Here is a 13128-nt window from a genome sequence, read left to right on the forward strand (position 1 = left end):
CGGCACGCTGATGTTCAGCGTGTCGCCGGCAGCCAGGTGCTGGTACGCAGCGTTGCTGGCGTCCAGGGTCCACTTGCCAGTGGCGTCAACGGTGAAGCCGGCTGGCTTGTCGGCATCCTTGACGCTGTAGGTCAGGACGTCGTTGTCGTCCACATCGCTGGCCTGCAACTGGCCAGTGGCGGTGGTGTCTTCCACGCCAGTGCCGGTGCTGGCTTTGGCCACAGGGGCATCGTTGGTGCCGGTAACGACGATGGTCAAGGTCGAGGTGCTGGTCGCGCCTGCAGCATCGGTGACAGTGAACGGTACGTTCAGGGTCGTGGTCTGGCCAGCGGCCAGGTGCTGGTAAGCGGCATTGCTGGCGTCCAGCGTCCACTGGCCGGTCGCGCTGTTCAGGGTCAGGCCGGCCGGGGTGTCCTTGGCTGCAATGGTGTAGGTCAGCACGTCGCCCTTGTCGACGTCGCTGGCGACCAGTTGGCCAGTGGTGACGGTGTCTTCAACCCCGGTGCCGTTGCTGATGCCCGCTACTGGAGCGTCGTTCACCGGCGTCACGTCGATATTGATGGACTGCGAGCCGGTCAGAGCGCCGCCGGTGCCGGTGTTGCCCTGGTCGTCGACGGTGATCGACAGACCGGCGGTGCCGGTGGTGTTGTTCGAGTCCTGTACCGGCGTGAAGGTCGCGCCTTCCAGTGCGGCGTTGATCTGTGCCTGCGTGCCGGACAGGGTCAGGTGGCCCTGGGCATCGCTGGTTGCGCCGCCAGTCAGGACCAGCGTGCCGCCGGTCACGGTGACAGTGATCTTCAGAACGTCAGTCGGGTTGGCATCGACGTCCTTGATGGAAATGGCATTGCCATTGGCCGCCGAGAACGTCAGCGGGGTGTCTTCAGCAGTCGTCACCTGGGTTGGCGCGGTCACGACCGGGGCATCATTGACCGGTACGACGTGAACGGTGCTGGTGACTGCAACCGAATCATTCTGACCGTCGTTGACGGTCACGGTGATGTTGCGGTCGATGGCGCTCGGGTTTTCGCTGCTGTTGCCGAAGGTGATCGATTTGATCACGGCTTCGTATTCGGCAGACGTGGCTGCGCCGCTCAGGGTCAGCACGATCTGGCCGTTGACGGTGGTCGTGGTGACGGTGATTTTCGCGTTCGGGCTGCCGACTACCAGGCTGTCGTCTGCCTGGGCGTTGGTCAGGGTGACCTTGGCGCCTTGCAGCAGCGGGCTGTCGACGTCGGTGACTTTAAGGTCAGGCGCAATCGCCACGCCCTTGTCGCCTTCGGTGAAAGTGGCCTGGTTGTTGGTGCCTGCCGCCGCACCGTTGAGGTCGACCACTGGCAGGGCATCGTTGTCGATGATGGTGGTGGTCACGCTGCCGTTGGTGCCGCTGACCACGACGTTTTCGAAGTTGCCGCCGGTGATGGCGCCAATCGATACAGTGACGTTTTCGACGCCTTCGGGAATGGTGTCGTTGATGGTCGCCAGGTCAAAGGTGACGCTGCTCGAACCGGCCGGAATCTTGACGCTGACCACCTGGGTGTAATCGGTGCCGTTGGCAGCGGTGCCGCTGTAGGTCAGGTTGATGGTGACTTCGGTCTGCGCCGGGTTGCTCAGGCTGATGGTGTAGGTCGCCGACTGGCCTTCGGTCACCTGGGTGCTGCCGGTGATGGTGGCAACGGTGGTGTCGATGGTGTCAGTGATGGTGGTCGTCGCTGGCGCCGGGTTGGTGGTCAGGACCAGGCCAGCACCGCCGGTGGTGCCGGTGATGGTGGTGGTGATGTCATGGGCGTCCAGGTACGGCGTGTTGCCGTTAGGGATCTGCACAGTGACGGAACCGGTGGTCTGGCCGGCGGCAATGGTGATCTGCGAGCCGTTGGACAGCGTGATGGTCAGGTCGCTCAGCGGCGCCTGGGTCACGGTGGCGGTGTATACCAGCGCGCCGCCTTCTTCGGTCAGGGTCGAGGTGGCGCTCAGGCTCAGGGTCGATTCGCGCTGGGGAACCGCGGCGTCTTCCTGAATGCCGGTCACGGCGTTGTTGCTCAGGCCTGCGGTGTTGAAGCCGATGTTCGGGTTCACCACGTCTGCGGTTTCGGTCAGCATCACCACGCTGTGGCCGCCGCCTGCGTTGCCGCCGTCGGCCGAGGTGCCAGTGGTCTGGCCCGCTGCGGTCGCTTCCAGGTCTTTGGTCGGGTCGGCGCCCGCGGCGATGGCTTGCTGCAGCTCGGCAACCGAAGGTGCGGCCTGGGCGGTGGCTTCGGCGATGTTGGTGGTGGACGTCGGGGTTTCCGAGCTCCACTGGCTGTCACGGCCCATGTCCAACTGACGGCCGTCCGGCAATTGCAGCGTGACAGAGCCTTCCGGGCCCGTCAGCACCTGCTCGCCGGCTAGCAGCCGATCACCCTCGATGAGTACACGGCGAATCCCTTCCGGGGAAACTGCGACTACTTGGCCAACAATGCTTTTGACGATGGCAACAACACTGCTCATGGGGGTGACTCTCCGAGTTTACCGTTCAGTTGGTATCCGTCATGCCGACTGGTCACTAAGGGATGCCGATTCGTATTGGGGTGTTCAGTAACTACAAAACTTTGGCGTCAATTAAATAAGTATTTGATTTAGTTATTGTTAATTATTTGACGTCAATTTATTAACTGCTATTTTCAAGGTCAGGCATTAACTTTATGCCAAACTATTGACCTATTCCGCGCCATCCTAAACAATCGCTTCCGTAATGTCACATTGATATTTTCTGAGATCGTGTATTTCGGTTGTTCGCTCCCAGACGCCCTTCAGAACAACGTGACTCCGCCGATCTCCTTCATGACTCTCATGCAACGCAGCAGTGAATGCTGCGTTTTCGAACAAGTACGTTCTCGGGAAGTAAACAAAATGCGAGTGCAACTCCTCACCGCTGTACCTTTCGTTCTCTCCGTCGGCTTTGCGCAGGCACAAACCTTGCCAGAAGCCATGCAGAAGGCCATGGACGTTCATCCCGAGGTGCAGGCAGGCGTCAACGCCCGCATTGCCCAGGACTATGCAGTCCGTGCGGCCAAGGGTGGTTACCTGCCTCGTGTGGATGTCACGGCGGGGTACGGCAGAGCGGGTTCGGACACGCCAACGACGCGTGCGCAGAATGACAACAATCATTGGCAGACGCTGAACCGCGGCGAGTCTGCCATCCGTTTGCGTCAAATGCTATTCGACGGTTTTGCGACAAGTAACGAAGTTGGGCGTCAACAAGCCACCGCAAACTCGCGCGGTTACTCTTTGCTCAACACCTCCGAGCGTACTGCGCTGACAGTTGCGCAGGTCTATATCGATGTTCTTACCCAGCGCGAGATGGTTCGCCTGGCGCAGGAAAACCTTAAAAGTCACGAACGTATCTACGACCAGATCAAGTTGCGCACCAGCCGCGGTGTCGGACGAATGGCAGATATGGATCAGGCCGATGCCCGTCTGGCTCAGGCCCAGAACAACCTGATCACCGAGCAGACCAACCTGGCCGACGCCCAGACCAACTACCTGAGCGCCATCGGTCAGCTGCCTGATCAACTGGAAAAGCCGGCGCCGTTCGCCCTGATGCCGGCGGATCTGGAAGAAGCTCGCCGTCAGATGCTCGAGAACAGCCCTGTGCTGCGTTCGGCCGAATCTGACATCGCTGCTGCCGAGAAGCAGTACGACGCTGCCAAGTCCTCCTTCTACCCACGTTTCGACTTCGACCTGGGTCGCAACGCCGACAACAACGTCGGTGGCGACGAAGGCCACAACAATGGCTGGGAAGCGATGGTGCGCATGCAGTTCAACCTGTATGCCGGTGGCAGCAACAAGGCCGACCTGTCGTCCAAGTCCTACCTGGCCAGCCAGGCACTGGATATCCGCAACAACGCACTGCGTCAGTTGAACGAAGAACTGGGCCTGGCCTGGAACGCCTACAACAACGCTTCCCAGCAAGTACCTATCGCTCAGCAGTACGTTGATCGGGCTACCAGCGTCCGTACGTCGTATCAGCAGCAATTCAGCCTCGGAGAGCGTACCCTGCTCGACCTGCTGGACAGCGAGAACGAGCTGTTCACCGCGCAACAGCGTCTGGTGCAGCTGCAGAGCCTGAAGACCTACACCCAGTACCGCATTCAGGCTGACATCGGCACCCTGCTGAAAAGTCAGGGCGTAGTGGCTCCGCTGGCATCGGTTGTGCAGAATGATATAAAGCCGACAGTCAAACTGCCGGGTATGAACTGATTCTTGACGCGCTCGCGTCAGGCGCCAGATTCTTTTAATTGCTTAAAGAGAGTGTCAGCGTGGACTTGGAATTACCTTCTGCCCTACTAGGTCATGATCCGCGTAGTCAGCATGATGATCCGTTGCTCGATGGTCTGCTGACACTCTGCGCCTTGCATCAAAAACCGGCGAGCCGGGCGATGTTGAGCACCGGCCTGCCGTTGCCCGACCAGCGCCTGAGCGCCGAGCTGCTGCCCCGTGCTGCGGCTCGCGCCGGTTTGCAGGGGCGTCTTCTGGTCCGCAAGCTGGAACAGATCCCTGAAATCGCCTTGCCCGCCATGCTTCTCCTTAAAGAAGGCCGCTGCGCCGTTCTGCTGGGATGGAATGGTGATGTTGCACGGCTGCTGATCAGCGAAAGCGACGGCGGCGAAGTGACGGTCGAGCGTGAAGCGCTGGCCAAGGATTACAGTGGCAAAGTGTTCTTTGCCCAACCGCAACACAAATTTGACGTGACCATGGGCTCGCTGATTCCTCGCGCGCGTTCCTGGTTCAAAGACACCCTCAAGCTGTCGCGCTGGCTGTACGCCGATGCGATCGCTGCCAGCTTCGTGATCAATCTGATCGCGCTGGCTGCACCGCTGTTCGTGATGAACGTCTACGACCGCGTGGTGCCCAACCAGGCCACCGCAACCCTGTGGGTGCTGGCGGCCGGTATCTGTGGCGCCTACCTGTTCGACCTCTTGCTCAAGGGCCTGCGCAGCCTGTGCCTGGACCTTGCCGGCAAGAAGACCGACCTGATCATTTCCGCGACCCTGTTCGAACGTATCGTCGGCATGGCGATGAAGTTCCGTCCGGCGCGGGTCGGCAGCTATGCCCAGAACATCCATGAGTTCCAGGGCATGCGCGACTTCTTGACGTCGCTGACCCTGACCAGCCTCATCGACCTGCCGTTCACCCTGATCATCCTGCTGGTGATCGCGCTGCTGGGCGGGCATCTGGTGTGGATTCCCATCGTCGCGTTCCCGCTGGCGCTGGGCATTGGCCATTTCCTGCAAAAGCCGTTGACCGCAACCCTGGAGCGCACCATGGCGCTGGGCGCCGAGCGCCAGTCGAGCCTGATCGAAACCCTTGCCGGGCTCGATGCGGTCAAGGTCAACAACGCCGAGAGCGAGCGTCAGTACCACTGGGAACAGACCATCGGCACCCTCAGCCGTCTTGAGCTGCGAGTCAAGATTCTGTCTGGCCTGGCCATGAACCTGACCCTGCTGATCCAGCAACTGGCTGGCGTGGCGATGATCTGCTTCGGCGTCTACATGATCATCGACGGCAACCTCAGCATGGGCGGCCTGGTGGCGTGCTACATGCTCAGTGGACGCGCGCTGGGCCCGCTGGCGCAGTTGTCCGGTCTGCTGACCCGTTACCAGCAAGCCAAGGTGACCATGGTTTCGGTGGACCAGATGATGGAGCTGCCGCAAGAGCGCAATTTCGAGGAGCGTCCACTCAGCCGTCAGGTCCTGCAGGGCGCGATGGAATTCCGCGGGGTCGATTTCACCTACCCGAACCAGGAACAACTGGCCCTCAAGAACATCAACCTGGTGATTCGTCCGGGCGAGAAGGTCGGCATCATCGGCCGCAGCGGTTCAGGCAAAAGCTCCCTGGCCAAGCTGCTGGTGGGCCTGTATCAACAGGATGAAGGCTCGCTGCTGGTCGACGGTGTGGACATCCGCCAGATCGACGTCAGCGAACTGCGCCACAACGTCGGTTACGTCGCTCAGGATATCCAGCTGCTGGCTGGTACCCTGCGCGACAACCTGGTTTCGGGCGCCCGTTACGTCGATGACGAAATGGTCCTGCAAGCCGCCGAACTTGCCGGTGTGCACGAATTTGCCCGCCTGCATCCGCTGGGTTACGACCTGCAAGTGGGCGAGCGTGGCCAGAACCTGTCCGGTGGCCAGCGTCAGAACGTCGCCTTGGCCCGTGCGCTGTTGCTCAACCCGCCGATTCTGCTGCTGGACGAACCGACCAGCGCCATGGACAACACCGGTGAAGAGCGCCTCAAGCAGCGTCTGCAAGCCGTTATCGAGAAAAAGACCGTGATTCTTGTGACACACCGGGCCTCGTTGCTCTCTCTGGTGGACCGCCTGTTGGTGATCGACCGTGGCCAGATTCTTGCCGACGGTCCGAAAGCCGCCGTGATGGAAGCGTTGAAGAAGGGGCAGATCAGTGTTGCTTAAATCGGGTCCAAACTCCGGCGGCGGTATCTTCGGCTACTTCAAGGGCTCGCCATCGCTCGACGGCCAGCCGATGCCCGAAGTCAAGAAAGCCCTGGTCGATGACGCACCGCGCATCGTGCGTATCACCATCTGGTCGGTCATCCTGTTTTTCGTGTTCTTGGTGCTGTGGGCCAACTTCGCGGTGATCGACGAAGTGACCAAGGGTGAAGGCAAGGCGATTCCTTCGACCAAGATCCAGAAAATCCAGAACCTTGAGGGCGGCATCGTCGCGCAGATCTACGCCCGGGACGGCGAGATCGTGGAAGCTGGTGCACCGTTGATTCGCCTGGACGACACGCGCTTTGCGTCCAACGTCGGCGAAACCGAAGCTGATCGCGTGGCCATGGAGCTGCGCGTCGAGCGTCTGAGCGCCGAGGTCGATGACCGTCCGCTGAACATCAGCCCGGAAGCTCGCAAGTCCGCGCCCAAGCAGGCGGCCAACGAAGAGTCGCTGTATCAGAGCCGTCGTCAGCAACTGGTGGACGAAGTGGGCGGCCTGCAACAGCAACTGATTCAGCGCCAGCAGGAACTGCGCGAGTTCGGCTCCAAGCAGGAGCAGTACCGCAACAGCCTGAACCTGTTGCGCCAGGAGATCGGCATGTCCGAGCCACTGGTGGCTCAGGGTGCGGTATCGCCGGTGGATATCCTGCGGCTCAAGCGCTCCGAAGTTGAAACTCGCGGCCAGCTGGACGGCACTACCCTGGCGATCCCTCGGGCCCAGGCGGCGATCGCCGAGGTCCAGCGCAAGATCGACGAGACTCGCGGCAAGTTCCGCAGTGACGCTCTGACTCAGCTCAACGAAGCCCGTACCAACCTGTCCAAGGCGCAGTCCACGGCCAAGGGCCTGGAAGACCGGGTCAACCGCACCATGGTCACCTCGCCGGTGCGCGGTATCGTCAAGCAGATGCTGGTCAACACCGTGGGTGGTGTGATCCAGCCGGGCAGCGACATCGCCGAAATCGTGCCGCTGGATGACACGTTGCTGGTGGAAGCACGCATTCGTCCGCAGGACATTGCGTTCCTGCATCCGGGCCAGGAAGCGATGATCAAGTTCACCGCCTATGACTACACCATTTACGGTGGCCTCAAAGGCAAGCTGGAACAGATCGGCGCTGACACCATTCAGGATGAAGAGAAGAAGAACACGTTCTATGTCATCAAGCTGCGCACCGACCGTAGCCACCTGGGTACTGACGATCATCCGTTGCTGATCATCCCGGGCATGGTTGCCTCGGTGGACATCATCACCGGCAAGAAGAGCATCCTCAGCTACCTGCTCAAGCCCGTCCTCAAGGCCCGCGCCGAAGCCCTGCACGAGCGCTGATCGCCAGACCCGCCGGCGGCGCACCCGAAATCGCCCCGCCGGCAAGCCGTGCTGCTACGGTTCCGCGAACAATCCTGAACCCGGGGCTCGACGCGGTCCCCGTAGCAGTCCGGCTCGCCGGCGATGGCGCCATCGAAACCGCCATCGCCAGCAAGCCGTATTGTGCGGGCGATCCGATATCCCGGACTCGGCGCGGTCCCCGTAGCAGCACGGCTTGCCGGCGGGGGCGCCTTCGAGATCGCCATCGCCGGCAAGCCGGACTGCTACGGTTTTATAGGTGATCCGATATCCGGTGTCGGTCGCGCCTCCCGGATCACTTACCGCGCTTGCTGTCGATCCTTATCAACCGTCCACCCTCGAACCGCAGGTACTGATACATCCCGTTGTTCGGGCCGTAGATCCATTCCTGAACCTGCACCTGATCGACCTGGCGGAAGTGGTTTACCGTCTCTTTGTAGCCGATGATGTCCTGGCTGATCGGCTGGCCGCATTTCTGCTGCACTTCGAACATTCGGTCGCCAGCGCTGATCAGCTGGCTGCCACAACGCAAGGTGTCCGCCTGGCTCAGGCCGCTCAGTGCGGCGAGGCCGATCATCGCGATGCATCTTGTCAAAACGCTTTTCAAGTGTCGTTACTCGCTGTCCAGATGCAGGGGGCTGATGACGCGGCCGTCTTTTTCCGGTTGGCCGAGGGCGGCATCGACGAAATAGACCCGGTCATCGGCCAATTGTCCCTTGTCCACCAGATAGTCCTTGATGCTGCCGGCACGGGCCTGGCCGAGCTGGCGCAGCAGCAGGGCGCTGGAACTCCAGGATTTGAGCACCGCCTGGCGCAGTTTGTTCTGGCGCTCTTCCTTGCCAAGATCGACCCACTCGGCCGGTGGCTGCTGCTTGAGCCGGGTACGATAGATGCCGTCCAGCATTGGCGCCTTTTCATCGTCAGGCACCTTCAGGTCCGCCGCCTGGGCCGGAACCTTGTCGCCACGACGCTGCAGGATCTTGTAGTAGGTGCTCTGGTATTCACGCTCCAGCCGCTGCTGGGCAATCAGCGGACCATCGCTGGCCTCGGCGCTGGTGCCTTCGATTTCCAGCCGCAGGGTCGGGCGTTTTTGCAGGGCTTGGGCGAGTTTGTCCAGCGACGCCTGCGCCTCCGGGCTCAGCTCATCGGAGCCCGCCGCGAAGGCCACCGTGCCCAGGTCTTCCGAGCCACCGCCACTGATGAGCCCGCCAATCAGCTTGAACGGCGCGGCCGCAGCCTTGACGATCAGGTTGCGCAGCGTCTGCCAGACAATGGGCATCACGCTGAATTGCGGATTGTTCAGGTCCCCGGTCACAGGCAGCTCGATGGAAATCTTGCCATCGACGTCCTTGAGCAGGGCAATCGCCAGTTTCAGCGGCAGGTTCACCGCGTCGGGGCTGTCGACTTTCTCACCGAGTTGCAGTTGCTCGACCACCACCTTGTTCTCGGCCTTGAGCTGACCTTTGGTGATCAGGTAATGCAGGTCCAGGTTCAACCGGCCCTTGCGAATGCGATACCCCGCAAACTTGCCGGAGTAGGGGGTGAGGGTGGTCAGTTCGACACGCTTGAAGCTGGTGGCGATGTCCAGGCTGGCCAGCGGGTTGAACGGGTTGAGAGCGCCCTTGATGGTGACAGGCGCATAGCGGTCGACCTTGCCCTTGATATCCACAGGCGCCGGTTTGTCCTGGCGGTTATCCAGGGTGCCGATGGTACCGTTGAGCTGTTGCACCGCCGTGGCGAAGTTGGGGGTGAGACTGAAGTCGGCGAAATTGGCCGAGCCGTTGTTGATGTTGACCTGACCGATGTGTATGCCCATCGGTTTGTCCGCAGTTTGTGCCGTCTTGGTCTGCGCAGCCGGTTTCACTTTCGTCGCGGGGGCCGACGCACCATCGGCCGGTTGCGGAATCAGCAGGTCGTCGATGTTGGTAGTGCGGTCTTCGGCGATCATGAAGCGGGCGTAGGGCTGGTCGAGGTTGATCGTCGCAATGCTCAGACTGTCGCCGAGCTGGAAGCTCAGGCCATCGACATTCAGGCGCTGCCATTTGACGAAGTCCCGGGACTTGAGGGTATCGAGCGTGTGCAACTGATCGACCTGCGCCTTGCCGGTGATGCCCAGCGCCAGCGGCTCGGTGCTTTTCAGGTCAACGGCCAGATCGGAATTGAGCATGCCGCTTCGCACTTCAAGGCGAATGAACGGCGTGACATAGGATTGCGCCACCCGCAGGTCGATGTCGCGGGTGGTGACATTGAGTTTGGTCCACACCGGCGCAAGGTTGACCTGGCCTTCTGCGGTGACCTTGCCCTGCTTGCCCAGGCCCGTGTCGAGCTTGATGTTGAAGGGTGACTTGTTGAGGCTGTCGAAGCCGGTCATGTCCAGGTTGAGCGGGCCGACCTCCAATGCCACCGGCTCCTTGGGCGCCTTGTCTGCCAGATGAATGCGGTAATCGCGCAGTTGGATGTCGCGCAACAGCACCTGCCAGGGCTTGCTCGGCGCTGCCGGCTGGCTGGCAGTCGTTTCGGCACCGCTGGCGGTGGCTGGCTGCTTTTTCTCGGTCTCGGCTTTTTTCTGCTCGGATTTCGACGGCTGGCTGGCAAACAGTTTCTGCCAGTCCAGTTCGCCATCGGCTTCCCGCGCGGCCCAGGTTTCCAGGCCCTGGCTGCGAATCTTGCCGACAGTGACCAGTTGCCTGGCGAGGTCGATCGAGGTGTCGCTGACTTCAAGATTCTTCAGGCGCGCCAACGGGCGGCCGTCCGGCGCGTCGATGGCGAACGGCGCGACCTTCAGTGACGTCTTGTCCAGCAGCAGCTCGGTTTCCTTGGCCAGGTTGAGCTTGTAATGGGTTTCGAGGCTCAGCACGCCATCCTTGAGCACCAGGGGCAGGGCGTCGCGCACGTAAGGCCACCAGGCTTTCATCTTGCCGTCGGTTATTTTCAGCGTGCCCTCCGAGGAGATCGGCACCAGGCTGATACGGCCCACCCAGTCGATCTGCCCCCCCGCAGGGCCTGCGGCTACCAGGGTCATGTCGGCGTTGTCTTCGGGCAGGGTGCTGAGGTTTTTCAGGTCGAAGTTGAGCGCGTCGTAGAGAAACTCGATGGGCTCGCTTGGGCGCAGGTCCTGAAAGTGCACGTAACCGTCGGCCAGCCTGATGGCGTCGATGCGTAGCGGGAAGGGTTTGGCAGGCGGCTCGTCAGGCTTGGCCGGTTCGCTCGCAGGCAGTTTGAACAGGCCGGCAAGGTTGAGTTTGCCGTCCTTTGAGAACAGCACCTCGGTCTTGGGCTTGTCCAGATGAACGGCGGCCAGATGCAGCGCCTTGGTCCACAGGCTGTCGATCTGCAGGTTGGCGTAGAGCCGTTCGAAACCGATCTGCTCCTTGCCCGGCGCGCCGATGTTCAGGCCCCAGAGCGTCACCTCCAGCGTGTAGGGGTTGAGCTCCAGACGCTCGAGTTTTGCAGGCTCGGTGGAATAGATCGCCAGTTGCTGATTGATCACCCGCAGGGCGATGCCGGGCAAAATGAAGAAGCCCAGCATGCTGTAGATGGCGAAGACGGCCAGCAAGGCGCCAATGGCGCGTTTCAATCCTTTGGGCATGTAGTCGCCAACTCTCTCGATATGAGGTGCCTTTGAGTATGGCACGCCAATCTGGTTCCAGACGCTACACCCTCAAACCTTGTGGGAAATTTCCTCGCGACTTGTGAGTGCTCAGAGTTGCAAGATCAAGGTCTTGAGCGGCGGCTGTTGGTCCTGCGACGGAAAGTCGGCGCCCGGCGTAAGCACATGGCAATCGCGGACCGGCCGGCCAATCTTGCTGGCGCAGCGCAGGACCTGGTCGCGCCAGTCGTCCATGGAAACCTTTGCCAGGTTATTGCAGCAGATCAGCACGCCGTTCTCGGCTGTGGCCAGCAACGCCGGCTTGAGCAGGCTCTGATAGTCGCGCAGCAGGTCCACCGTGCCGAACGCACTCTTGGCCCAGGCGGGCGGATCGAGCAGCACCAGGTCGAACTGGCGTTGCTCAAGGCGCGTGTAGCTGGGCAGTTTCTGGCCGCGACGGGACGCAATGGGCAAGCCGGCCAATTGGCGAATCGCCGGGAAGTAATCCGACTGGATGAATTGCATGGTTGGCAGTTGCGGGTTCAGTTCGCCGTTTTCCCGACCCACCGCCAGGTTGCCCTCGGCGAAGTCCAGGTTGCACACCTCACTGGCGCCACCGGCCGCCGCACTCAAGCCGACGCCACAGGTGTAGGCGAACAGGTTGAGCACGCTCTTGCCCTTGGCGTGGTCCTTGACCCAGCCGCGCGCGTTGCGCAGGTCCAGAAACAACAGCGGATCCTGCCCGGCATGGCGGCCGCGCACGCGATAATTCAGGCCCCACTCATGGCCGACCAGATCGACCAGCGCGGCATCGTCGGCTTGATAGACAGGGTCTGTACGATCGATCCGCGAATTGCCCTGGGAGCGGTCGTTGTAGACCAGCATCAAGTCCAGCCCCAGCCGGGCATTGATCGCAGCGTGGGCGGCCAGCAGCGATTCGCGGTCCAGGGTGCTGTGGAAGGTCTGCACCAGCAGCTGCGGGCCGTAACGGTCGATGGTCAGCCCGCCCGCGCCTTCCTGGCTGCCGTGAAACAGGCGGTAGCAGTCAGTGCCCTGGGCGTGCAGTTCGGCGAGCAGGGATTGACGGTTGTCGAGGGCGACGCTGAGCGCCTGATTCAAGGAAGACATGCTCGGCGCCTTGGGGCAGGAATAAGGCGCGCCATTCTAGCAGTTTGGTTGTTGCCGGTGTTGCGGTCCACACTTGGCCTGTAGGAGCGCGCTTGCCCGCGATGGCGGTGTGTCAGACAACATCGTCATCGCAGGTTTATCGCCGTCGCGGGCAAGCGCGCTCCTACAGGTCCTGGCGCCATTCCTGAACCTTTCCTGAAGCCCTGCGCAATTGTCCTGGCAGACCTGTAACAGCGGTTTACTCTCTAAAAAGCCGGGCGTATTCTTCGCCCGTTTTCAACAGATGCGGAGACCCACAGTGGGTACTTGTTCGAGTGACAGACGTCAGCCGGTTTCGATGACCGGCCAATCCTCGGCAAGATAACGCGCAGTCTTTTCACTGCCGTTATCTCGCCGACAAACGCGAGAAACGGCAGTGCCGCCCCGTCCGACCGGACCGGGCTTCTGTCCTTTCCCTGACGCCTCATAGCGTGACGAACGCGCGCGGTCTTTCTGGCCGTGCGGGTCAGCCTGTCGTGCGCCGTTCCTTGTGAATTGCGCGCGAGCGGTCGGCCGTGCCTGCCTGAGTCTCTTGAGTAGTA

The 13128-nt window shown here is 61.4% G+C and carries 7 protein-coding genes; 3 read left to right on the plus strand and 4 right to left on the minus strand.

Annotated features, from left to right (window positions below):
• A partial coding sequence (locus ACIPO9_RS21895; protein ID WP_400783453.1) for a retention module-containing protein occupies positions 1-2484 on the minus strand: 2484 nt, incomplete at its 3' end.
• Positions 2485-2886: 402 nt separating this feature from the next.
• On the opposite strand from ACIPO9_RS21895, the gene ACIPO9_RS21900 reads away from it, so the two are divergent.
• Genes ACIPO9_RS21900 through ACIPO9_RS21910 form a run of 3 tightly spaced genes read left to right on the plus strand, consistent with a single transcriptional unit; the run spans position 2887 to position 7812 of the window.
• Positions 2887-4236, plus strand: coding sequence for a TolC family outer membrane protein (locus ACIPO9_RS21900; RefSeq protein ID WP_274134878.1), 1350 nt, complete (start codon positions 2887-2889; stop codon positions 4234-4236).
• 59 nt (positions 4237-4295) lie between these two features.
• On the plus strand, positions 4296-6449 hold the full coding sequence (locus ACIPO9_RS21905) for a type I secretion system permease/ATPase (RefSeq protein WP_274134876.1): 2154 nt from the start codon (positions 4296-4298) through the stop codon (positions 6447-6449).
• On the plus strand, positions 6439-7812 hold the full coding sequence (locus ACIPO9_RS21910) for an HlyD family type I secretion periplasmic adaptor subunit (protein ID WP_400609161.1): 1374 nt from the start codon (positions 6439-6441) through the stop codon (positions 7810-7812). The genes ACIPO9_RS21905 and ACIPO9_RS21910 overlap by 11 nt, the downstream gene beginning before the upstream one ends.
• Positions 7813-8125: 313 nt before the next feature.
• On the opposite strand, the gene ACIPO9_RS21915 is transcribed toward ACIPO9_RS21910, so the two are convergent.
• The 3 genes from ACIPO9_RS21915 to ACIPO9_RS21925 all read right to left on the minus strand — a co-directional run bounded on the left by ACIPO9_RS21915 (position 8126) and on the right by ACIPO9_RS21925 (position 12547).
• Positions 8126-8407: a DUF2845 domain-containing protein gene (locus ACIPO9_RS21915; protein WP_400609163.1), complete on the minus strand. Its 282-nt coding sequence runs from the start codon at positions 8405-8407 to the stop codon at positions 8126-8128.
• A 36-nt stretch (positions 8408-8443) separates the two neighbouring features.
• Positions 8444-11419 carry a DUF748 domain-containing protein gene (locus tag ACIPO9_RS21920; RefSeq protein ID WP_400783456.1) on the minus strand — a complete coding sequence of 992 codons (2976 nt, stop codon included), beginning with the start codon at positions 11417-11419 and terminating at the stop codon, positions 8444-8446.
• A 111-nt stretch (positions 11420-11530) separates the two neighbouring features.
• Complete coding sequence (locus tag ACIPO9_RS21925; RefSeq protein ID WP_400783458.1) at positions 11531-12547, minus strand: class I SAM-dependent rRNA methyltransferase; 1017 nt, start codon at positions 12545-12547, stop codon at positions 11531-11533.
• Between the last annotated feature and the right edge of the window lie 581 nt (positions 12548-13128).

This window comes from Pseudomonas sp. NPDC090203 (genome assembly GCF_044746765.1).
GTDB lineage: Bacteria > Pseudomonadota > Gammaproteobacteria > Pseudomonadales > Pseudomonadaceae > Aquipseudomonas > Aquipseudomonas putida_AD.